Source organism: Pedobacter kyungheensis, assembly GCF_000812965.1.
Classification (GTDB): domain Bacteria; phylum Bacteroidota; class Bacteroidia; order Sphingobacteriales; family Sphingobacteriaceae; genus Pedobacter; species Pedobacter kyungheensis.
In genome coordinates this window covers 151,429-173,172 of the sequence record NZ_JSYN01000002.1, presented here as the reverse complement: position 1 = coordinate 173,172, position 21,744 = coordinate 151,429, and the positions used below count along the sequence as shown (strand labels likewise).

The window sequence follows — 21,744 nt, the reverse complement described above, 5'->3', positions numbered from 1 at the left end:
GATTAGTTTAAAAGACTTTCCAATGCAAGGCGGTAACCTTTCATTCCAAAACCGGTTAATACGCCCTGGCAGTTCTTACCGGTTAAAGATACATGGCGGTATTCTTCGCGTGCATAAATATTCGAAATATGTACCTCTACAACCGGCGTTTTAATGGCAGCAATAGCATCTGCAATGGCAACAGATGTGTGCGTATAACCACCCGCGTTTAGGATAATACCATCATAACTAAAACCAATTTCATGCAATTTATTAATCAATTCGCCTTCTACATTGCTTTGAAAATAATCGATTTCGATAGCCGGATACGCTGTTTTCAGTTCTTTAATATAATCTTCGATGCTGGTATTGCCGTAAATAGAAGGTTCGCGTACGCCTAAAAGATTTAAGTTGGGGCCGTTAATAATTTGTATTTTCATGTTCTGTTGTAACGTTAAATGTTGTAACCTTGCAATGTTATAAAAAATCTCAAATAAAAGCATGCTTTGGCAATCATATATTAAAGGTTTTAAGTCGTATTTAAAGCTCGAGCGATCTTTGGCAGTACATTCTGTTGATGCCTATCTGGGCGATATTGAAAAACTGGCACAATACTATCAATCGCTGAATGAAGCGCCACAGCTTAGCGATATCCATGCAACGGATATTAAATCTTTCATTTCGTGGTTAAACGAGCTCGGTATGCAAGCCAGTACACAGGCCAGGGTAATATCGGGCTTAAAGGCTTTTTTCACTTATTTAATGCTCGAAGAAGTAATTACTAACGATCCAACCGCATTAATTGAAGCCCCTAAGCTTAGCCGGAAACTGCCCGATACCCTGAATATATACGAAATCAATGCGCTAATTGCTGCTATCGATGCCTCTAAACCTGAGGGTATGCGTAATAAAGCAATAATTGAAGTATTATATGGTTGCGGACTTAGGGTTAGCGAGTTAACAGATTTAAAAATATCCAATATTTTTCCACAAATCGAATTTATAAAAGTAATTGGTAAAGGGAATAAAGAACGTTTAATTCCTATTGGAAGTGAAGCATTGAAGCTGATGGAAATCTACATTAACGAAGTCCGTGTACATGCCAACATTAAAAAAGGCCATGAAGACTTTATCTTTTTAAACCGCTTTGGTGCAAAGCTTTCAAGGATATCGATATTTAATTTAATCAAAAGCCTGGCTGTAGGTACGGGCTTGAAGAAAACCATTAGTCCACATACTTTAAGGCATTCTTTTGCCACGCATTTAATTGAAGGTGGTGCCGATTTACGTGCTGTACAGGAAATGTTGGGTCACTCGAGCATTACCACTACCGAAATTTATACCCATATTGACCGTGATTATTTAAGAGAAGTTATTACTCAATTTCACCCCAGATCTTAGGCACTTAAATCGCAGCGTACCATTCTATTCTTTCCCTGCATATCTTTTCGTAACTCAATATTTTTAAATCCTTTAGTATCCAACATATCAACTGTTTCTTTACCCAAATATTCGTTAATTTCGAAGTACAGCTTTCCACCTGGATTGAGGTTAGTTTGCGCAAAACTGGCTATAGCTTCGTAGAAAATCAACGGGTCTTCATCACTTACAAAAAGCGCCAGGTGTGGTTCATTTGCCAAAACATTTTCGTGCATTTCTGCCAGCTCTAACAACCTGATATAAGGCGGGTTACTAACAATTACATCAAATTTTAATTCACTTTTAAAACTTAATATATCTGCTTCTATAAAATCTACTTCCACACCATTTTGCATAGCATTTTGTCTGGCAACTGCTATTGCTTCGCCCGAAACATCTAAAGTTGATACCTTTGCTTGCGGCAGGTGCTTTTTAAGCGTAACCGGAATACAACCCGAACCTGTTCCAATATCTAAAATTTTAATGTCGCTAACTGCAAACTGCGAATTGTTATCTGCTATAACCCAATCAACCAGCTCTTCAGTTTCAGGCCTTGGAATGAGCACATGTTCGTTAACCTTAAATACGAGGCCATAGAAATGCGCCTCACCTAAAATATACTGTATGGGCTTTCCCAACTGTAAATCGTTAAGGATACTCAACAATTGCTGTTCGTGGATAAAAGTAACATCAGTATCACGGTCCATCCGCAAACGGGTTGGCGACAAGGCTAAAACATGCTCTGCAGCAAGGCTAAACAAGGCTTTAGCTTCTTCACCATCATACAAAGTTTCGAGTTCCGACTGATAAATTGCTTCTAATTCTTCGATTTTCATTCACAAAATTTATTTTAGCAGACAGGTTCATCAACAAACAGATTGCTGCCTCCGCCTGAATTTTAATGGCAGCAAAATTACTTATTTAGGACGATATCAATTCTGTTTTGAGCATTCCATCACTCATTTTTTTACTATTTTTGCCACCATGAGCGACGAATTTTACATCAAACGCTGCCTGGAATTGGCTGCTTTAGGCAGTGGTCAGGTTAGTCCAAACCCGATGGTTGGTTGTGTAATTGTGGCTAATAACCAAATTATTGGCGAAGGCTATCACCAGCAATATGGTCAGGCACATGCCGAACCCAATGCAGTAAAAGCAGTGTTCGATAAATATGGCGAACAGGCAGAAAGTCTGTTGAAACAAGCCACTGCTTATGTAAATTTAGAACCTTGTGCGCACTTTGGCAAAACTCCGCCTTGTGCCGATTTATTGGTAAAACATCAGCTTAAAAAGGTTGTAATCGGTAACCGCGATCCTTTTTCGGGCGTAGATGGCAAAGGAATAGCAAAACTTAAAAACGCGGGTATAGCAGTAGTAAGTGGTGTTTTAGATGCTGAATGCCGTTATTTCAACCGCAGATTTTTCACCCGCATACAACAACAACGACCTTACGTTATTTTAAAATGGGCAGAAACAGCCAATGGTTATTTCGCCACAAACGATGGCCATCAGAAATGGATTAGCGGTGCTTTAGCCAAACGTTTGGCGCACCAATGGCGTACTGAAGAAGATGCTATCCTGATCGGCAAACAAACGGCTATTATCGATAATCCACGGTTAACCTCAAGAGAATGGCCGGGGAAAAACCCAATACGTTTGCTTATTGATAAAAACCTGCAGGTTCCGCAAAGCAATCACCTTTATAACGACGAAGCCAAAACCATTATTTTTAACGAAGTTAAAACCGATGTAGTTGGCAATATCCACTATATTCAAATGGAAGACATGCATTTCTATCTCCCGCAGAAGATTGCTTTTCAACTTTATTTAATGGATATACAGTCGGTAATTATAGAAGGTGGTGCACAAATTTTAAAACAATTTTTAGATGCCGGTCTCTGGGATGAAGCCCGTGTTTTTACTTCCTCAACCAGCTGGACTGAAGGCATTGCTTCACCTGTAATTAATGGCAATCTGCAAGAGCAGGTTCAAGTTGGAAACGATAAACTTTCTATCTATATAAACGACCTAAATAAATGATCTACATTATTTTAAGCATTTGCTGTAGTGTTACCGTAGCCATATTATTAAAACTGGCTAAAAGGTATCAAATCAGCATCATACAAGCCGTTACAGTAAACTATTTTGCCGCCTTAACGCTTTGTTTTTTCTTTTTCAAACCTGATATTAATTTACTAAACAGTACGGCTCCATGGTCCATCTACACGGCACTGGCTATACTCTTACCGACTATATTCTTGTTTCTTGCAGCTTCGGTTAAAAGCCTGGGCATTGTTAAAACCGATATTGCTCAGCGTTTGTCGCTATTTATACCCATACTGGCAGCATATTTTATTTTTAAAGAAGATTTTAACGATTTAAAAATAATTGGCCTCGCCATCGGTTTTGTAGCCATCTTCCTTACGTTTTTACGGAAAAGCAATCCTGATCAAAAAACAGGAAATCTGATCTTCCCGGTAATGGTATTTATTGGTTTCGGAGCAATTGATGTACTCTTTAAGCAAATTGCCTTATACAAAGCATTACCTTATACCACCTCGCTGTTTACTGTTTTCTGTATGGCTTTTGTGGTTTCGTTAATCATTGTTACTGTAATGACGATTTCAGGAAAAATAAAGCTGCAACTGGTTAACCTGGCCTGCGGACTGATTTTAGGCTTCTTTAATTTCGGCAACATCCTCTTTTACCTGAAAGCACATCAGGCACTGGCGCAAACCCCTTCTACTGTATTCGCAGCAATGAACCTGGGGGTTATTATTGTTGGCACCTTGATCGGCGTTCTGGTATTTAAAGAAAAATTAACAAAGGTAAATTACATCGGAATAATCATGGCTATTGCCGCGGTTGTTTGCATAACACTATCACAAAATGCTGTTCGATGATACTTATAAAACAATCGAAAGTGCTTCAGAAGGCATATTTCGGGATAAAGGCAGTAAATTTATTGCCTATGCTTATCCTATCCGTTCGGAAGAGGAAGTAAAACCCATTATCACTGCATTAAGAGCTGAGCATGCCAAGGCCAGGCACTTTTGCTATGCTTACCGGCTCACGCCCGATCGCTCAGTATTCCGCATAAATGATGATGGTGAACCATCAGGTACTGCTGGCAGACCTATACTTAACTACCTGCTTTCAGAAGATGTAACCAATATTTTAATGGTTGTAGTGCGCTATTTCGGCGGAACATTATTGGGTGTTCCGGGTTTAATTAACGCATATAAAACTGCTAGTATTGAAGCACTTAAAGCATCAAAAATCATAAACAAAACCGTAAATGATGTTTATGAAGCTAATTTTGATTATCTTCAAATGAACGATGTAATGAAACTGGTGAAAGAAGAGCATATTGATGTTTTGGCACAACAATTCGACACGCAATGCGTATTGAAATTCGAAATCAGGAAAAACCAGTTAAACCAGATTTTAGGTAAATTTGATAAAATAGCAGGTGTTAAATTAAAATACCTGCAAACTGTTTAGCCATTAAATCATTATGAATTGAAAATCCATAGGATTGAAATTTATTATAAGCCACAGATTCACAGATTAGATCCAATCTGTGAATCTGTATCCGCTGAAATAGGAATTTGTTCAAATCAACAATTTTTTGCTGAATTGTATAGTTTAAACTAACCGATGATACCATGAAAATAGCTGAAAGCGACTTAATTATCAATCCGGATGGCAGTATTTACCACTTAAATTTATTGCCAGGTGATGTTGCCGACCACGTAATTACTGTTGGCGACCCTGACCGGGTTGGCGAAGTAAGTAAATATTTCGATAAAATTGAGTTAAAAAAAGGTAAGCGCGAATTTATAACGCATACAGGCTATGTGGGCAAAAAACGCGTTACGGTACTTTCAACAGGTATTGGTACCGATAATATTGATATTGTTTTTAACGAACTCGATGCACTCGTAAATATTGATTTCGAAAGCCGCGAGGTTAAAAAGCACCTCACTTCATTAAATATTATTCGCGTCGGCACTTCGGGAACAGTTCAGCCCGATATCCCTGTGGGTACAATCCTGGCTTCATCTTATGGCCTGGGCATGGATGCACTCATGAATTACTACTACCATGAACTTACCGGCGATGAACGCAGCTTAATGGACGACCTGAAAGCACATTTTGGTCATCTGAAAAATATAAATCCTTATTTAACAGCCGCCAATGATGTTTTACTCAATACGATAGGCAAAGATATGCACCATGGCATCACCATCACTGCACCCGGATTTTATGCCCCGCAAGGCAGAATGGTACGCGCCAAAAATTCAATACCCGATTTCATCAGTTTAATTAACAGCTTTAACAGCAACCAGCACCGTATTACCAATTTAGAAATGGAAACTGCCGGAATTTATGCTTTAGCAAAGGTTTTAGGCCACAAAGCACTTTCGGTAAATGCCATTTTAGCCAGCAGGGTAAAATTCGAATTCAGCAGCAACCCCGATAAAGTAGTTGAAGATGCGATTAAGATGGTATTAGAGCGGATTTAATTAATGTATTTTGAAAGATTGAGTGGATGGATGTTCATACATAATACCAACCCACTCATATAGACACTTACACTTCAGGTATTTCTTCTTTAACCAGTTCATTCCCGGCGCTATCTAAGTAGGTACAGGTCATTTCTTCTGTATCAATAATCCATTTTTCTACACCTGCATCGGCAGCCTGCTTACAGAAAGTAATAAAATCAGTTTCGCCTTGCTGATGTATTTTCAAAGCATGCTCCAGTTTTCCAGCAGAAGATGCTTCGTTAATAATTAAAGCAGGATAATCCTCCGGACTCTCCTGCTGTGCATTATCTTCATCGTCAAAATAAATAGATAAGCCATTGTTTACATATACATCATTCCGTTTAACCCCCATAGCCTTAATTTCTTTAATAAACTGAGGAAAATCTGCGCCGGTTTTAATCTTTGCAGCTGCTGTCTGGATGTCTGAAATGGTAAACATATTTTATCTGTTTAATGAAACCTTGTAAACTGTTGTTTGTGTATATAAATCCTCTGGCCTTAACACTGTACTTGGAAATTCCGGAATATTAATTCCGTTTGGATGGTGCTGCGTTTCTACGCAAAAAGCACTGTAACTTTCGTAATCACGACCCTCTTTGCCATTTTTCACATCTAAATATTTAGCTGTATATAAATGCGCTACTGGCTCGGTAGTATATACATTTAAAGTTAAACCACTTTCATCCTCAATTGTTTTCGAAGCCAGCGATAAGTCACCATAAATTTTATCGAGCACAAAAGTCTGATCATAGCCTTCGTCTTCGTTCCAGTCGCGGCCAATTTCTTTTAACTGCGTAAAATCATGTGCAGTATCTTTAACAGGAATCAATTTACCGGTTACCGAATAATTATCATCCTGCTCCAGATAGTTAGATGAGAAGATTTGTAATTTATGGTTTTTAATATTTCCGCCCTTTGGTGCTAAATTAAAGTAACCATGGTGAGTTAAGTTAATGGCTGTAGCCTGATCGGTCTCTGCTTCGAAACTCAGAATCAGTTCATCATTTTCGGTCAGTTCGAAGGTTAAATCTACAATCAGGTTTCCCGGAAAGTTTTCTTCACCACCCGGACTTTCGTATTGCAAAGTAACAGCCGATTGTGGTCCGTCTACAATATCAATCACATCCCAAACTTTTTTATCGAAGCCGGTAATACCTCCATGTAGCGTATCGGTACCTGCATTTTGAGCCAATTGGTACGTTTCCCCATCAATGGTAAAACGGCCGTTTTTAATGCGGTTAGCATAACGGCCAACTACTGCTCCAAAATAAGGGTAATTAGCCAGGTAGGCCGGGTCAAGGTATCCTTCAATATCATCGAAACCCAATACAATATCCTGCATTTCGCCATTTGCATTTTTAACTACAAACTTGCTGATGATTGCACCGTAATTAAATATTTTAACGTAAGTGCCTTTACTATTGGTTAGTTCGATTGCGATAACTTCTTCGCCATCAATAATTTTTCCGGTTGGTATTTGCTGAACGCTCATAAATTGTAACTTAGGGCTTTTGTTTTGTAAACAAACATACTATTATTACTCGCTTTTTATAAATATTTTTAGTCAAATGAACATTAATCTTGAGGAAAAATTTGCCGGGCATTACCATAAAAAAGCCGATGCACTTTATTTTACGCCTGGCCGGGTTAATCTGATTGGCGAGCATATCGATTACAATGGTGGCCTGGTTATGCCTTGCGCCATTACCTTAGGCACCTGGGTAGCCATTGCCAGAAATAACGATAATAAATTCAGGTTTAAAAGCCTGAACTTCGATATTGAAACAGAAGTTGACAACCAGCCTAATGCTAAAAATGGCGGCGTATGGGCAAATTATCCAATTGGTATCCTTAACGAAATGATTCAGGATGGTAAAGAAATTAGCGGGCTCGACTTCCTCTTTTATGGTAACATTCCAATTGGCTCAGGTCTCTCCTCTTCAGCATCTATAGAAATTGCCACGGCTTACGCACTCAATAACTTCTTTAATCTGGGTTACCAGCAACTCGAACTGGTAAAAATGGCTAAAAGAGTTGAAAATGATTTCATTGGTTTGAATTCGGGCATTATGGACCAGTTTGCCGTAGCTTTTGGCGAAAAAGATAAAGCCATAGTTTTAGATTGCGAAACCTTAAAATATAAGCTGGTTGATGTTAACCTGGGCAATTATGTACTGGCCATCATCAACACCAATAAACCACGTGAGCTTGCCGACTCGAAATATAATGAGCGCGTAGCCGAGTGCCAGGAAGCTTTAAGACTTTTAAATACCGAAATTACGCTGCACAACCTTTGTGAGCTCACTGCAGAAAAACTGGCCTTACACAGTCACCTGATTAAAGATGAGGTAGTTTTAAACCGTGCTACGCACGTGGTTAAAGAAAACGACCGGGTGCATTTAGCTGCAAAAGCATTAAATGGCGGCAATCTCGAAGAATTTGGCCGCCTGATGTACGCGTCACACCAATCACTAAGAACCCTGTACGAAGTAAGCGGAAAAGAGCTTGATGCAGTAGTAGATTTTTGTACTGGCTATCCGCACGTAATTGGTGCCCGCATGACCGGTGCCGGTTTCGGTGGCTGTGCCATTGCCTTGCTGGAGAAAGGTTTTGAAGAAGATTTTGCGAAACATTTAACCGATTATTATGTAGACCAGGTTGGTTACCCGGCGGCCATTTATATCAGCGAAATTGGCAGCGGACCAACTAAATTATAAACATAGATTTTGAGTTCCCGTCATCGGTGCAATTCATAAATCTGTGTAATCAATTCAAAAATGAGAAAATTAAAATTAGACGAGTTAAACCGTCCGGATATTGAGGAGTTTAAAGCACAGGAAAAGTTACCTGTGGTAGTGGTTTTAGATAATGTGCGCAGTATGCACAATGTGGGTTCGATATTCCGCACAGCAGATGGTTTTGCTCTCGAAAAAGTAATACTTTGTGGCATTACAGCTCAACCACCCCATCGCGAAATCGAAAAAACAGCTTTGGGTGCCACACAGTCGGTAGATTGGATTCATTACGCTGATACGGTACAAGCCGTTGATGCCCTGCGCGAACTGGGTTACGAAATAGTGGCTATTGAGCAGGCCGAAAACAGCACCATGCTGAACACTTTCCATCCCGATCCCAATAAAAAATATGCTTTAATATTCGGCAATGAAGTGGACGGCGTTAGCGATGAGGTAATGGCCAGGATTGATGAATGCATTGAAATTCCTCAGTTTGGCACCAAACATTCGTTTAATATTGTGATTTCGGCAGGGATTGTATTCTGGGATTTCTTTGCTAAATTGAGATTGTAGTTTCTTTTAACCGCAAAGTACACGAAGAAAAGGACGAGAAGCGCGCTAAGTTTGCCTAAGGATCTTATTGTCTTCAATATTGGGAATCGGACTGTTTAATAAACCAAAATGGAAAATTCATTCTTAAAAAAACTTCAGGTTAAGCCCGGCTTTAAAGTTAAAATAGTTGATGCGCCCGAAAATGCAGCAGCTATATTTGGAGATATCCCGGCAGATGTGCTGATGCAATACCAGGATAAAGCTGATTTTAGTGCACTGATTACTTTTTCGACCAGTAAAGCACAGCTCAACGCCCAAATTAAAGATAATATAGGGCAAATGGATACCAAAACGATCTGCTGGGTATTTTACCCCAAAAAAACTTCAAAAATACCATCAGATCTCGAACTAATGAAAAGCTGGGAAGAACTGAGCAGTTTTGGCTTAACGCCATGTGCTTCGGCAGCTGTAAATGAAACCTGGACGGCACTCCGGTTAAAGTTTATTTCTGAAGTAAAACCTTCCGGTATGCGGAACGATCATATCAAAACGAACGAATTTGGTGAGTACATCGATCCAGTAAGCAAAACGGTGAAACTGCCTGAAGATTTACAAATACTTTTGGCCGCCCATACTGAAGCTTATGCTTATTTCAATACGCTTGCTTATTCTCATAAAAAGGAATATGTACTTTGGATTTTAACTGCAAAACAGGAAAAAACACGTACCAGCAGGCTTGAAAAAACAATAGAAATGTTGTTAAACAAGAAGAAAAATCCTTCAGATAAATAAAATTCCTGCAATAATATTCCCGGGCAAAACAACGATGTTGTATACAATACTATACAAAAAAGCGCATAATAGCTATTGTTGCGTAACTTTTTCGTGAAATAATTTTCACCCCCTAATCTTCTGATAAATAGGGTATTTGTGTAAAAAACTGGTCTTTTGGCAAGATTTTTTCTTAGTCACAACAAAACAGTACGAAATAAAAACTGTTAAGGACTAATATTTACAAAATTGAAAAATATGAATACGAGAATTACAAAATCAACAATGTTGATTGCCTTACTAGGATTATCATCACAATTATTTGCACAAGAAACCCCTGCGGCTACCGGCCGTTTCTCTCCTACCCAGTTCCGTACCTGGTCGGTAGGTGTACACGGAGGTTTGTTAACCCCAAGAACTATTTTTGGCAATTCGAATCACCAGTTCGAAACGCCTGTTGAGCATATCGGTTATGGTGGTTATGTTAAAAAACAAATTTTACCGCAATTGGGTATCCAGGCTGATTTCTTAGCAGGAAAAGTAGAAGAGCTTAGAGCATCGAATGGTGCAGGTGGTTTTATAGCAAATACTGGTTATAAAACAAACATTCAGTGGTCAGGTGCTTTATCTGCGGTGTGGAATGTAGCCAACATCAGCATTAACCAGGAAAATGGTATTTTAACACCTTACTTAAAAGCTGGTGCAGGTTATATGTCGTCGGGTGCTACAACCTCTCCAAATACGGTTGATGCCGGTTCTTACAGAGAAGGTTGGTTTGTACCAGTTGGAGCAGGTTTAAAATTAGGCGTAGCTAAAGGGATCAATGTAGATTTAGGCTACGATGTTAACTTCGTAAAATCAGCTAAATTTGATGGTTTTAATGGTGCTACAAACGATCGTTTTGCTTATGCACATGCAGGTCTGGAATTTGCCATCGGCGATAAATCAAAACCTCAGTTGCAAAACTATAGCTCATTGGCAAACTTAAACAAGCAAACGGCAGAAGAAAGTGCTGAATTAAGAAGAGCATTATCAACAGCTGAGCAAAATGCAGCAAGAGATAGAGAGCAATATGCTAAGGATATGGGCGATGATGATAACGATGGTGTAGCAAACAAATTCGACAAGTGCCCTGGAACAGCTTCAGGTACTGTAGTTGATGGTTCAGGTTGTCCGATTAAAGTACAACGTGAAGTAATTAAAGAAACTAAGGTTGTGGTTACTGATGCTGACCGTAAAGTAGTTAAAGATGCCATTTCTAACTTAGAATTCGATTTAGGTAAATCAACCATCCGTTCTAAATCATTTGCTACCTTAAACCGCGTTGCCGCACTATTGGTAGAGAAAAACTTCAGCTTAAAACTTGCGGGCCATACCGATAACACTGGTGGTAGAGAATTAAACTTACGTTTATCTAAAGATAGAGCAGAATCGGTAAAAGCTTACTTAGTTTCTCAAGGAGCAAATGCATCAAGAATCGAAGCTACAGGTTACGGACCTGACCAACCGATTGCAAGCAACAAAACTGCAACTGGCCGTCAACAAAACCGTCGTGTAGAGTTTACTTTATACTAAGCCGTAAATAACGGTTAACAAAAAAGCTCCTCAGATTTAGTTCTGAGGAGCTTTTTTGTTTTTATAGAAATACGTCTCAGGATCTATTAGTTTAATAATTTGCAATTAAGAGTTACTGAAACAAATCCGATAGCTATCGGATCTGCATGACGAAACGATTTTTAAGATAATCCTTTTTTGTTTTTATAAGTCATTTTAGCTTTGGCACCAGCGCTATAATTGTAATTTTTCTGGTTACTGGCTTTCTTTTCGTGAAAAGCGGCACCACGCTCACTTGTATCTTCATCTTCCTCGCCTTTCTTTTTCTTGGGTTTACTGGCTGCATCCACTACTTTTAAACCTTCAGGCAACTCCATTACTTCTAATTTTTGTCCAATCGCCTGTTCTATCTTTCTTACTTCAATCAGTTCGATATCGGTTGAAAAAGTAATCGCCACTACATCATCATCGCCATGCTTTACAATACGCTGAATTAAAGTTTCCTTTTGCTCAGGCAATTCGAAGTGTAAAATAAACGGAATGCCTTGAATATCCAGTTCGCCCAGATTTTCGTTTGCTACAATTAGAACCCTGGCTTCGGCATTCGCTTTAAAATCTTCAATATCATCGTAACCCTTATCATCAAAAAATAACGAGCGGTAAATAGAAATTTCGCCTTCTTTTTTGTGGTTAAAGTTTTTGTAAACCGTTTGAGCAGTTAAACGGGTATTAACGAAAACTACCACCTTATCAAAAACTTCAGCATCATTCAACAAGAGCGTTAACAGGTTAAGCTTGGTTCTGAAATTAGGTACCTGATACAACATCTGCTGGTAAACTTCTGCCTGTTTCTCGCCAATCTCTTCCACTTCAATGGTAGCTGCCGAATCTTTCATGAAAGGGGCAATCATGTGGTTTAGTTTATCGTGCAACACTTCTGTAAACACTACATGCTGAGATTTGTAAGCGCTGTTGGCTAATTCGACAACCGGTAGCTGCAAACCTTTTTTAACAATAAGTTCGGCATTATCTACAATAAATAATTGTATTTTATTGGTATTTAGTGCCAGTTTTAAATACAAGGCACGGGCACGATCAGGTACTGCAACAATAATATCACAGCCATCTGTAATCTCGTTCATTTGCGTTTCAATAACACCACGGCTATCAATCCCCAAAATCCTGAAAGTACTGTTGCGGTTCAATAATTTAAATTGCTCCAGCACATGATCTACGTGTTCAATATCCGGAACCAAAATCAATGCCCTTGGTGCTTCTTCAAAGGCATATTTCAATTTCATTAAAGTAGCTAAAACATAGGTTGTTGTTTTGCCTGCTCCCTCTGGCCCTACCGCTATAACATCCTGGCCACCTAAAATTCTCGACATTGTTCTGGCCTGGATTTCCTTTGGTGTTAAAAATCCTGCATCAGTCATGGCCGCTACAAGTGGTTTGCTAAGTTTTAATTTATCTAAAGACACGGATACTATTTTAATGGTTGAAAATGCAAATATCCTTAAAATAATTAGCTTTTAACGAAACTGAATGCAAAGGCTTTTAAATCGCATCCGAAATCTGGCCGTGTGCGGCTCTTATTGAAATTATTTTTAAGCTTATTTCAGGATAAAAAGCTGGCTTCCTCCAACAGCAATAAAAATATTATAAAATTAAAAAACTAACAATCAATAGCTTACAACATATTTCAAAATAAACACTACTAAATCTATAGATATTATATGCTTATTTATATATTTGCTCAACATTAATCATTAACGAATGTATGAGGTTAAACAATTAAACGCAAAAACATGTCAATCTATTTTCAATATCCGGCCATTGATGAGTACCCTGCTTTAGCGCAACCGCTTGAAGCAACACAAAATGAAACACCCGCTCAGTCCGATGAAGATGAGATTAATACCGAACAGGTTTTGGCACTCAAAGATTTTTTAACCTTAAAACCAGTTTAATAAATACGGCCAGTTGACCGATTGGAAGGTTGGAGTTTCATAAACTTTTTATAATGGTTCGAATCCATTACTAGGCCGCTAAGTGTATTTCATAGCACTTTACACTGATCCTGCTCAGGTCAGTTAAGATTTGGTTATCTTATATTTGTTTTGTTGTTAGCAAAGGCTACCCGCGAGGGGTAGCCTTAACTTTTTAACCCCAATTTGTAAATCCTTTCTTTCGTGCTGATTTTAAAGCGCAACTGCAATGCTTATCGCTTCATGCCTTCCTGCTGTCCACTCCAATCTTTTTGGCAGGTCCATTCAAGCACAAATTATCCAACCGTGCCAAAAAGTATTTCCGCTCCCATCAGGGCTATTGTACAGCAGCCTGTTGTAAAATGCCATAAAATCCTTTATTTCAAAAATCTTAAAACCTTTTAGCCTGCTCGTGGTTATTTATATAATTCACATTATACTAATCTTTTACAGATTAATTTGTTTGGTTTAAAAAAGGGATTTATGGATATAAATCCCTTTTCTTTTATGCCAGAATTTTAAATCCTATATTTAGCCATCGCAATTTCTACTTCCCATTTTAGATGAACAGAAAACATTTCCTTTCTTCATTTATTGCAGCAACAACTGTACTCCCTGCATTTAAAACTTTAGCTCATAGCATCGAAAGTGAAAGTTTAGCTTTTAAAATCCCTCCCTATCTAAAACCCGGCGATACAATCGGCGTTACCAGTCCGGCAGGATACATTACACCGGAGCAGATCCAGCCATCGGTTTTACAAATGCAAAGCTGGGGTTTTAACATCAAAGTAGGCGAAACCATTGGCAAACGCGATTTTACCTATGGGGGTACCGACGAAGAAAGACTGGCAGATTTTCAGCAAATGTTAAACGACCCGAACATAAAAGCCATTATGTGTGCCCGCGGAGGCTATGGTTTTGTCCGCATTATCGATCAGCTTGATTTTTCGGCCTTTAAAAGAAACCCCAAGTGGATAATTGGTTTCAGCGATATCACCGTACTTCACTGCCACCTGGCCAAAAATTTTGGTATTGCTTCTATCCATTCCAAAATGTGCAACAGTTTCCCGGACGACTGGGCCAAAGCAGAACCAATACAGATTGAAACCATCCTCTCCATCAAAAACGCCTTAATTGGCCAAGAGATGGGTTATACCGCGGCTGCAAACAGCAACAACCGGTTCGGAAAAACCGATGGTATATTGGTTGGAGGTAACCTGAGTATTATAGAAACCCTTGCCGGCAGCGGCTCGGATTTAGATACCAAAGACAAAATCCTTTTCATAGAAGATACAGGCGAGTACCTTTATAGTATCGATAGAATGTTGTGGAATTTAAAACGCAGTGGTAAACTTAAAAATCTGAAAGGCTTAATAATAGGTGGATTTAAAGTTAAGCCCGATGATGCCGGCGAAGAGTTTGGCAAAAGCGTTTATGATACTGTGCTCGAAAAAGTAAAAGAATACGCCTACCCTGTCGCTTTCGATTTTCCCGTAGGGCACCAACGGAATAATTTTGCGCTGAAATGCGGAGCAAAACATAATCTGACCGTGAACGAAACAGGTACAGTATTAAGGACAGTTTAACGCTGGTTTTACCGCATGTAGTTTAGGCTGTGTTTAAAAAGGTACAACCTGTATTAAGCTGCCAAAAAGCAGTGATCTCAAAGTATAGATTATTCGTCTCAACATCTTTTCCATTCGTCGCAATTACCAGATTAAGGCCTTAAACGGATATATTTTTGTGTTCAGTTATCAGAACATAAAATTTATTCGCCATGAGCAGATACCTCCAATATACGGTCATACTCGCTTTGCTGATCGCGGCCTGCACTGCCCGCGCCCAGGATTTACCCCAGGTGTGGGATCTTAAAGCCTGTATAGATTATGCGAAAGAAAAAAACATCAACATCAATACCTTAAAACTTGATGCACAAACAGCCGGACAGAATTTAATTGCCTCAAAAGCTGCTGTATTACCCAACCTAAATGGAAATGTATCGCAGGCCATTACCAACTATAAATCTGGCTTACAAAACACCAGTGGTTTTGGTTTAAGTTCAGATATTACGCTATACAATGGCAGTTATTTAAAGAACGATATCAAGGCTAAAACCCTGAGTTTGCAGACCGCCAATCTATCGGTAGAAGCAGCCAAAAACGACATTACCATTTCTATTACCCAGGCCTACCTGAACATACTACTGGCCAGAGAAAACATCACTTACTTAAAAGATTTGCTCAGTACCAGCGAAGCTCAGGTAAAACAAGCTGAACAGCAGTTTAAGGTTGGAACCATTGCCAAAAAAGATCTTTTACAATTACAGGCTACCTATGCTAACGATAAATACACTTTGGTTACCGCCGAAAACACGCTGCAACAGAATGTTTTAACTTTAAAGCAGCTGCTTCAGTTACCAACCGCAACAGCATTCGACATCAGTACAACCGATACCGTTACGGTTGCTCCTGCTTTAGATAATCTCGCAACAGCGCAGGATAAAGCCCTGCGTACCCGTCCGGAAATAAAAAGCAGCGAACTGAACATACAGCTGCAAAATACCGAACTGGCCAAGGCTAAATCAACATTACGCCCTACCTTAAGTTTAGGAGGATCGTTAAATACGGGTTACAACAATAATAATCCCGGCAATTATGGTTACCAGTTAAACAATAGCTTTTACCAAAACCTTGGTTTAACGCTTTCCATTCCTATTTTCGATCGGAAAGTAACCAAAACAAATGTGGCAAAAGCCAACATTGGCATCGAGCAGGCACGTTTAGCTTTACAGGATACTAAAACCACACTCACACAGAATGTAGAACGGGCCTACATTAATGTTCAAAACGCAAACAGCCAATATGCCGCGGCAAAAGAACAGTTTAACTACACGAGTGAAGCGCTAAGGATTTCGAACGCGGCTTTAAAAGAAGGCACCAACAACATTGTAGAAAACCTTCAGCAGAAAAATTTATATGTACAGGCATTACAGTCTTTTGTACAGGCAAAATACACCGCAAGTTTATATACCAGGATCTATAATTTTTACACCGGAATCCCGATTAACAATTAATGTATACGACAAGGCTGTTGCCTGGTCTATTTAATATTTCAATCATGAAAAAGAAAACCATATTTATCATCATCGGCATTGCCATCGCATTATTTGCGGTATGGTACTTCGCGCTGCGCAAAAAAGAGCAGGTTGTTGTGCTCGAGTCAGAAAGGCCTAAAATGGGTTACATTTCCGAAAACGTTACCGCCACAGGCAAAGTGCAGCCGGTTGATACTGTAGCCGTAGGTACACAGGTATCGGGCACCATTAAAACACTTTATGCCAATTTCAACTCGAAAGTTAAAAAAGGGCAGCTACTGGCCGAACTCGATAAAACCCTGTTCGAAGCCACAGTAAACCAATACCAGGCCAACCTGGTAAGTGCCCAAAGCGCATTAATTTACCAGGAGGGTAATTTTAGCCGCCAAAGTAACCTTTATAAAGTTGGCGCTATAAGCAAAGCGGATTACGACAATGCATTGTATACCTATACTGCTTCTAAAGCCTCGGTAAACAGTATCAGGGCGCAACTCGCGTCAGCACAAAAAAACCTCTCGCTGGCCAGTATTTATTCACCTATTGATGGCACTGTGCTTTCGAGAAGTGTGAGTGAAGGTACAACAGTTGCCGCAAGCTTCAGTACACCAACCATTTTCAGTATTGCAAAAGACCTGACCAAAATGCAGGTGGAAGCTTCTGTTGATGAGGCTGATGTTGGTGATATTTCTAAAGGCGAAAGGGCTACTTTTACGGTAGATGCCTTCCTTAATGATACCTTTAAAGGAACCATACAGGAAATCAGGTTAAGTCCTTCCATTTCATCCAATGTGGTTACCTATAAAACCATTATTAATACTTCAAACGATGCCAATAAATTAAAACCGGGTATGACGGCAAACATTACCATCTATGCTAAAGAGGTAAACAATGCCCTGCTTATCCCAACAAAGGCCATCAAATTTGCGCCAGATAGTACGTTGGCCGGCAAATACCACCTCAGCTGGATTAATCCCGAAAAGAAACCGGCTGGTGCTGATGAAGCCTATGTTTGGGTGCAAAAAGGAGCGCATGAGCTGGTACAAAAGAAAATTAAAACCGGCATTAACGATAATACCCACGTAGAAGTGCTATCAGGTTTATCAACAGCAGATTTAGTGGTTACAAATGCAGAACACGCAGGCAAAGGGCAAGCTGGCACGGTAAGCCAGGCCCAGTCAAGTCCTTTTATGCCTAAACGTCCGGGCGGAAACAGGAGGAAATAATGGAAAAGAAAATATTAAATATTCAGGATCTCAAACGCGAATTCGTAATGGGCGATCAGACGGTAAAAGCCTTAAAAGGAATTACATTCGACATTAAAGCAGGCGAGTTTGTAACCATAATGGGCAGCAGCGGATCGGGAAAAACAACCCTTCTCAATATACTGGGCTGTCTGGATAAGCCAAGTGATGGCAGTTATCAGCTTGATGGTGTTGATGTGAAAAGCTTAAACCGTGATGAACTGGCAGGCCTTCGGAATACAAAAATTGGCTTTGTATTTCAGGCCTATAACCTGCTGCCAAGAACTTCGGCGCTTGAAAATGTAGAATTGCCACTTTTTTATAATAAAACGATATCTGCCGAAGAAAGGAAAGAAAGGGCAATCAAATCACTTGAATCGGTAAAACTGGCCGAGCGCTTTGATCACACCCCTAGTCAGCTTTCTGGCGGGCAACAACAGCGCGTAGCCATCGCAAGGGCATTGGTTAACCAGCCCGTGATGATCCTGGCCGACGAAGCCACGGGAAACCTGGATACCCGTACCTCTTATGAAATTATGGCGCTGATGCAGGAACTCAATGCAGAAGGAAAAACCATTGTTTTTGTTACCCACGAACCCGACATAGCGGCCTTTAGCACCAGAACCATTATGCTTCGTGACGGTAAAATCCAGAAAGACAGCATCAATCTAAATCAGCGTTCGGCTAAAGAGGCACTGGCCGGTTTGCCTGAAACGGACGATTATTAAAATTAAAGGACATGAGCATTATCAATTTATTAAAAATAGCCTTCAGGGCTTTAAAAAGAAATAAGCTCCGCGCTTTTCTTACCATGCTCGGCATTATCATTGGTGTGGCAGCGGTAATTGCCATGATGGCCATTGGCGAAGGGTCTAAACAAAGTATCCGGTCATCATTATCCGGAATGGGTTCCAATATGATTACCATTATGCCACAAAGTAACGAGCCTGGTGGCGTAAGGTTACAGGGAAGCAGTATCCAAACCCTTAAGATGGAAGATATTACCGCTATCCAAAAGCTCCAATCGAAAAACATCAATGGCTTATCGCCTGTGGTTTCTACCAGCGGACAAGCCATTAAAGGTGGCTATAACTGGCCTACAACCATTACCGGTGTAAGTCCCGATTACCTTAACATCCGTCAGTTAAAACTTCAGGATGGGATTCTTTTTTCGGATACCGACGTAAAAAGGTTTGCCAAAGTATGTTTATTGGGTAAAACGGTAATAGACAATTTGTTCCCTGACGGTAGTAATCCTATAGGTCAGATTATCCGTTTTAAGAACATTCCCTTTCAGGTAATCGGTGTGCTGGAACCTAAAGGTCAGAGTAATTTTGGGCAGGATCAGGACGACATTATCCTGGCGCCTTACACCACCGTACAAAAAAGGATTACGGCAACCACTTACCTGCAGAGCATCTATGCCTCGGCCACTTCAGAAGCAGCCAGTGCGGCAGCCACAACCGAAATTTCTGACGCTGTGAGGGAAAGTCACCGTTTAACCCCTGCCGAAGGTGACGATTTTCAGGTACGTACCCAGGCTGAGTTGATTAATACCATCAGTTCTACCAGCAGCATGCTCACTGTTCTTTTAACGGCAATTGCCGGTATTTCATTGTTTATTGGTGGTATCGGCATCATGAACATCATGTACGTTTCAGTTACCGAACGTACCAGGGAGATCGGTTTGCGCATGTCGATCGGGGCACGTGGACAGGATGTGCTGATGCAATTTTTGATAGAAGCCATTTTAATCAGTGTTACCGGTGGTGTTATCGGGGTATTGCTGGGTGTAACGTCAGCATTTCTTATTTCTTACTTTCTAAACTGGCCCATTTTAATAGCTGAATCTTCAATCGTTATTTCTTTCGTGGTATGTGCAGTTACAGGAGTCTTTTTTGGTTATTATCCTGCAAAAAAAGCATCTAACCTCGATCCTATCGATGCATTAAGGTATGAATAACAATATTTCGTAGTGATCCGGGTGCTTAAAAATTTAAAAATATCACCTTGATTATATTCAAAGTACTGAAAGCGCCTTAAAAAACATAATAAATAATATCTTAGTGATGCAAAGCACAAAACAAAAAATAATGACGATTAATTTCTCCAAAAAGTGGATCAAAATCACCCTGCATGTGCTGGTATGGATGGTTTTAATCACCTTGCCTTACATCATCAACGTAAACCGCAGCCGTCCGCCCCGCCCTTTAAGCAGTTACGAGGAAATGCAGTTCATCAAACTTAATTTTATCAGTTATTTTTACTGGATTGCCATATTTTACCTGAACAGTGCTTTTTTGATTCCCCAATTCTTTTACCCGAAAAAATATTTGCTTTACGGCTTATCATTTTTGGGCTGTTTACTGCTGGCCATTACCTTGCATTCCATTTTTTTCAGGCTACTGCTACCCGATTTTAACTTTAATCTGGGGCGTACCTTATGGTTTAACACGCCCACCTTTCTGTTAACCATTGCCGCAAGCACGGCTTATACCATGATCTCTGATCGCATCAGCGAAGAAAAGCGATCTTTACAGCGCGAACAGGAAAACATGAAAACCGAGCTTTCATTTCTGCGTTCTCAAATCAGTCCGCATTTTATTTTTAATGTGCTTAACAATATTGTAGCGCTGGTAAGGTTAAAAAGTAACGAACTGGAGCCTACAGTAATGAAATTATCAGGCCTGATGCAATATATGCTTTACGAAACCGACGAAGAAAAAGTATCGATCAAAACTGAAACCGAGTACCTGCAGGCCTATATCGATCTTCAGAAACAACGTTTTGGAAAAAAAGTAGCCATTGAAACAAACATTGTGATAGAAAGTGAGTTTGATGAAATAGAGCCTATGTTATTGATCCCGTTTATAGAAAATGCCTTTAAACATGGCGTTGGCATGATTGATAAACCAGAGTTGATCGTTGATTTAAAAACCGAAAATGAGGTACTCACCTTCTCTGTAAAAAATAAATTTAATGAATATGGAAATGAAGTGAAAGACAGTGCATCGGGTATTGGACTGGCCAATGTATGCAGGCGACTGAACCTGTTATACGGCAAAGCACATGAGCTTAAAATTGAGAAAAAAGATGGCTGGTTTGATGTAAATTTAACTTTAAAATTAACGGTATGATTAAGTGCCTGGCTATAGATGATGAACCACTGGCTTTGCAATTACTTGCAGACAATATCAGCCGCATTCCCTTTCTGGAGCTTGTAGCCAGTTGTGATGATGCCTTTGCGGCGAATAAAATTATGCAGGAACAAGCCATCGACCTGATTTTTATCGACATCCAGATGCCCGGAATTACCGGATTACAGTTTTTGCAAAGCCTGGTTAAAAAACCGATGGTGATTATCGTAACCGCTTACAAACAATATGCACTTGATGGTTTTGCCCTTGATGTGATAGATTATTTAATGAAACCGGTTTCGCTTGAGCGTTTTATGAAAGCCTGCAACAAAGCAAAGGATTTATACGAGCTTAAACATGCAGTTGCACACACATCTGCACCAAAACAGGATTATATGTTTGTTAATGTGGGCTATAGCCTGATGAAAGTTACTTTTGAAGAGATTATCTATATAGAAGGTTTAAAAGATTACATTCAGATCCATCTTTCTGCCAGCACGAAAGCTGCTATAGTACGCATGCCCATGAAAAACATAGAAGAGCAACTGCCTGCCTATTTTGAACGGATCCATAAATCTTTTATAATCAACACCAATAAGATAACCGCTATCCGCAAAAACGCTGTATTTATTGGAGAAAAAGAGCTGCCCGTAAGCGATAGCTATAAAACGGTAATTGAAAAATTATTAAAATGAAAGCATTTATAGTGTATAAAGTAAGT

At 39.7% G+C, this 21,744-nt stretch carries 22 protein-coding genes; 17 read left to right on the top strand and 5 right to left on the bottom strand.

Annotation, left to right across the window (positions count from 1 at the left end):
- Positions 1-2: 2 nt before the first annotated feature.
- Positions 3-419: a type II 3-dehydroquinate dehydratase gene (gene aroQ / locus OC25_RS01625; RefSeq protein ID WP_039471601.1), complete on the bottom strand. Its 417-nt coding sequence runs from the start codon at positions 417-419 to the stop codon at positions 3-5.
- A 61-nt stretch (positions 420-480) separates the two neighbouring features.
- Here aroQ and xerD point away from each other — a divergent pair, with 61 nt between their 5' ends.
- Complete coding sequence (xerD, locus tag OC25_RS01620; RefSeq protein ID WP_039471053.1) at positions 481-1,380, top strand: site-specific tyrosine recombinase XerD; 900 nt, start codon at positions 481-483, stop codon at positions 1,378-1,380.
- Here the strand turns inward: xerD and prmC are convergent.
- The gene (gene prmC, locus OC25_RS01615) at positions 1,377-2,234 is read right to left on the bottom strand and encodes a peptide chain release factor N(5)-glutamine methyltransferase (RefSeq protein WP_039471052.1); all 858 of its coding nucleotides are present in this window, start codon (positions 2,232-2,234) and stop codon (positions 1,377-1,379) included. The genes xerD and prmC overlap by 4 nt on opposite strands.
- A gap of 148 nt (positions 2,235-2,382) precedes the next feature.
- On the opposite strand from prmC, the gene ribD reads away from it, so the two are divergent.
- The 4 genes from ribD to OC25_RS01590 all read left to right on the top strand — a co-directional run bounded on the left by ribD (position 2,383) and on the right by OC25_RS01590 (position 5,927).
- Positions 2,383-3,438, top strand: coding sequence for a bifunctional diaminohydroxyphosphoribosylaminopyrimidine deaminase/5-amino-6-(5-phosphoribosylamino)uracil reductase RibD (ribD, locus tag OC25_RS01610; protein ID WP_039471051.1), 1,056 nt, complete (start codon positions 2,383-2,385; stop codon positions 3,436-3,438).
- Entirely contained in the window at positions 3,435-4,301 is an 867-nt protein-coding gene (locus OC25_RS01605; protein ID WP_039471050.1) for a DMT family transporter, read from the top strand. Before ribD ends, OC25_RS01605 begins: the two co-directional genes overlap by 4 nt.
- Positions 4,288-4,902 (top strand): IMPACT family protein, encoded by a 615-nt coding sequence (locus tag OC25_RS01600; RefSeq protein ID WP_039471049.1) that lies wholly within the window; start codon positions 4,288-4,290, stop codon positions 4,900-4,902. The genes OC25_RS01605 and OC25_RS01600 overlap by 14 nt, the downstream gene beginning before the upstream one ends.
- Positions 4,903-5,066: 164 nt before the next feature.
- The gene (locus OC25_RS01590) at positions 5,067-5,927 is read left to right on the top strand and encodes a nucleoside phosphorylase (protein ID WP_039471045.1); all 861 of its coding nucleotides are present in this window, start codon (positions 5,067-5,069) and stop codon (positions 5,925-5,927) included.
- A 67-nt stretch (positions 5,928-5,994) separates the two neighbouring features.
- Here the strand turns inward: OC25_RS01590 and OC25_RS01585 are convergent, their stop codons facing one another.
- Complete coding sequence (locus OC25_RS01585; protein ID WP_039471042.1) at positions 5,995-6,390, bottom strand: DUF1398 domain-containing protein; 396 nt, start codon at positions 6,388-6,390, stop codon at positions 5,995-5,997.
- Positions 6,391-6,393: 3 nt separating this feature from the next.
- Positions 6,394-7,443, bottom strand: a complete 1,050-nt coding sequence (locus OC25_RS01580) for an aldose epimerase family protein (protein WP_039471040.1) — start codon at positions 7,441-7,443, stop codon at positions 6,394-6,396.
- Positions 7,444-7,519: 76 nt separating this feature from the next.
- Here OC25_RS01580 and OC25_RS01575 point away from each other — a divergent pair, with 76 nt between their 5' ends.
- From OC25_RS01575 to OC25_RS01560, 4 genes are all read left to right on the top strand, one after another.
- Positions 7,520-8,668 (top strand): galactokinase, encoded by a 1,149-nt coding sequence (locus OC25_RS01575; RefSeq protein WP_039471038.1) that lies wholly within the window; start codon positions 7,520-7,522, stop codon positions 8,666-8,668.
- A gap of 60 nt (positions 8,669-8,728) precedes the next feature.
- Positions 8,729-9,259, top strand: a complete 531-nt coding sequence (locus OC25_RS01570; RefSeq protein ID WP_039471036.1) for an RNA methyltransferase — start codon at positions 8,729-8,731, stop codon at positions 9,257-9,259.
- 108 nt (positions 9,260-9,367) lie between these two features.
- Positions 9,368-10,030: a YdeI/OmpD-associated family protein gene (locus tag OC25_RS01565; RefSeq protein WP_039471034.1), complete on the top strand. Its 663-nt coding sequence runs from the start codon at positions 9,368-9,370 to the stop codon at positions 10,028-10,030.
- A gap of 237 nt (positions 10,031-10,267) precedes the next feature.
- Complete coding sequence (locus OC25_RS01560) at positions 10,268-11,584, top strand: OmpA family protein (protein WP_039471032.1); 1,317 nt, start codon at positions 10,268-10,270, stop codon at positions 11,582-11,584.
- A 161-nt stretch (positions 11,585-11,745) separates the two neighbouring features.
- On the opposite strand, the gene OC25_RS01555 is transcribed toward OC25_RS01560, so the two are convergent.
- Complete coding sequence (locus OC25_RS01555; protein ID WP_039471030.1) at positions 11,746-13,044, bottom strand: DEAD/DEAH box helicase; 1,299 nt, start codon at positions 13,042-13,044, stop codon at positions 11,746-11,748.
- A gap of 327 nt (positions 13,045-13,371) precedes the next feature.
- On the opposite strand from OC25_RS01555, the gene OC25_RS27775 reads away from it, so the two are divergent.
- From OC25_RS27775 to OC25_RS01520, 8 genes are all read left to right on the top strand, one after another.
- Positions 13,372-13,533, top strand: coding sequence for a hypothetical protein (locus tag OC25_RS27775; protein ID WP_156131363.1), 162 nt, complete (start codon positions 13,372-13,374; stop codon positions 13,531-13,533).
- Positions 13,534-14,114: 581 nt separating this feature from the next.
- Positions 14,115-15,137: a S66 peptidase family protein gene (locus OC25_RS01550; RefSeq protein ID WP_039471028.1), complete on the top strand. Its 1,023-nt coding sequence runs from the start codon at positions 14,115-14,117 to the stop codon at positions 15,135-15,137.
- A gap of 191 nt (positions 15,138-15,328) precedes the next feature.
- Positions 15,329-16,624: a TolC family protein gene (locus OC25_RS01545; protein ID WP_039471025.1), complete on the top strand. Its 1,296-nt coding sequence runs from the start codon at positions 15,329-15,331 to the stop codon at positions 16,622-16,624.
- A gap of 44 nt (positions 16,625-16,668) precedes the next feature.
- The gene (locus tag OC25_RS01540) at positions 16,669-17,868 is read left to right on the top strand and encodes an efflux RND transporter periplasmic adaptor subunit (RefSeq protein WP_039471023.1); all 1,200 of its coding nucleotides are present in this window, start codon (positions 16,669-16,671) and stop codon (positions 17,866-17,868) included.
- Entirely contained in the window at positions 17,868-18,614 is a 747-nt protein-coding gene (locus OC25_RS01535) for an ABC transporter ATP-binding protein (RefSeq protein ID WP_039471021.1), read from the top strand. Before OC25_RS01540 ends, OC25_RS01535 begins: the two co-directional genes overlap by 1 nt.
- A gap of 11 nt (positions 18,615-18,625) precedes the next feature.
- A complete protein-coding gene (locus OC25_RS01530) occupies positions 18,626-19,849 on the top strand; it encodes an ABC transporter permease (protein ID WP_039471019.1) in 1,224 nt (407 codons plus the stop codon).
- Positions 19,850-19,979: 130 nt separating this feature from the next.
- Positions 19,980-21,023 carry a sensor histidine kinase gene (locus tag OC25_RS01525; RefSeq protein ID WP_039471599.1) on the top strand — a complete coding sequence of 348 codons (1,044 nt, stop codon included), beginning with the start codon at positions 19,980-19,982 and terminating at the stop codon, positions 21,021-21,023.
- Positions 21,020-21,718: a LytR/AlgR family response regulator transcription factor gene (locus OC25_RS01520; protein ID WP_039471017.1), complete on the top strand. Its 699-nt coding sequence runs from the start codon at positions 21,020-21,022 to the stop codon at positions 21,716-21,718. Before OC25_RS01525 ends, OC25_RS01520 begins: the two co-directional genes overlap by 4 nt.
- Positions 21,719-21,744 lie beyond the last annotated feature (26 nt).

Excerpts from the sequence above, each read along its gene's own strand:
- OC25_RS01565 (WP_039471034.1), top strand. The coding sequence starts at position 9,368 with ATGGAAAATTCATTCTTAAAAAAACTTCAGGTTAAGCCCGGCTTTAAA.
- OC25_RS01550 (WP_039471028.1), top strand. The coding sequence starts at position 14,115 with ATGAACAGAAAACATTTCCTTTCTTCATTTATTGCAGCAACAACTGTA.
- OC25_RS01540 (WP_039471023.1), top strand. The coding sequence starts at position 16,669 with ATGAAAAAGAAAACCATATTTATCATCATCGGCATTGCCATCGCATTA.
- OC25_RS27775 (WP_156131363.1), top strand. The coding sequence starts at position 13,372 with ATGTCAATCTATTTTCAATATCCGGCCATTGATGAGTACCCTGCTTTA.
- OC25_RS01600 (WP_039471049.1), top strand. The coding sequence starts at position 4,288 with ATGCTGTTCGATGATACTTATAAAACAATCGAAAGTGCTTCAGAAGGC.
- OC25_RS01580 (WP_039471040.1), bottom strand. The coding sequence starts at position 7,443 with ATGAGCGTTCAGCAAATACCAACCGGAAAAATTATTGATGGCGAAGAA.
- prmC (WP_039471052.1), bottom strand. The coding sequence starts at position 2,234 with ATGAAAATCGAAGAATTAGAAGCAATTTATCAGTCGGAACTCGAAACT.
- OC25_RS01520 (WP_039471017.1), top strand. The coding sequence starts at position 21,020 with ATGATTAAGTGCCTGGCTATAGATGATGAACCACTGGCTTTGCAATTA.
- OC25_RS01530 (WP_039471019.1), top strand. The coding sequence starts at position 18,626 with ATGAGCATTATCAATTTATTAAAAATAGCCTTCAGGGCTTTAAAAAGA.
- OC25_RS01570 (WP_039471036.1), top strand. The coding sequence starts at position 8,729 with ATGAGAAAATTAAAATTAGACGAGTTAAACCGTCCGGATATTGAGGAG.
- OC25_RS01545 (WP_039471025.1), top strand. The coding sequence starts at position 15,329 with ATGAGCAGATACCTCCAATATACGGTCATACTCGCTTTGCTGATCGCG.
- OC25_RS01585 (WP_039471042.1), bottom strand. The coding sequence starts at position 6,390 with ATGTTTACCATTTCAGACATCCAGACAGCAGCTGCAAAGATTAAAACC.
- OC25_RS01560 (WP_039471032.1), top strand. The coding sequence starts at position 10,268 with ATGAATACGAGAATTACAAAATCAACAATGTTGATTGCCTTACTAGGA.
- OC25_RS01575 (WP_039471038.1), top strand. The coding sequence starts at position 7,520 with ATGAACATTAATCTTGAGGAAAAATTTGCCGGGCATTACCATAAAAAA.
- OC25_RS01525 (WP_039471599.1), top strand. The coding sequence starts at position 19,980 with ATGACGATTAATTTCTCCAAAAAGTGGATCAAAATCACCCTGCATGTG.
- xerD (WP_039471053.1), top strand. The coding sequence starts at position 481 with ATGCTTTGGCAATCATATATTAAAGGTTTTAAGTCGTATTTAAAGCTC.
- OC25_RS01535 (WP_039471021.1), top strand. The coding sequence starts at position 17,868 with ATGGAAAAGAAAATATTAAATATTCAGGATCTCAAACGCGAATTCGTA.
- OC25_RS01605 (WP_039471050.1), top strand. The coding sequence starts at position 3,435 with ATGATCTACATTATTTTAAGCATTTGCTGTAGTGTTACCGTAGCCATA.
- OC25_RS01590 (WP_039471045.1), top strand. The coding sequence starts at position 5,067 with ATGAAAATAGCTGAAAGCGACTTAATTATCAATCCGGATGGCAGTATT.
- ribD (WP_039471051.1), top strand. The coding sequence starts at position 2,383 with ATGAGCGACGAATTTTACATCAAACGCTGCCTGGAATTGGCTGCTTTA.
- aroQ (WP_039471601.1), bottom strand. The coding sequence starts at position 419 with ATGAAAATACAAATTATTAACGGCCCCAACTTAAATCTTTTAGGCGTA.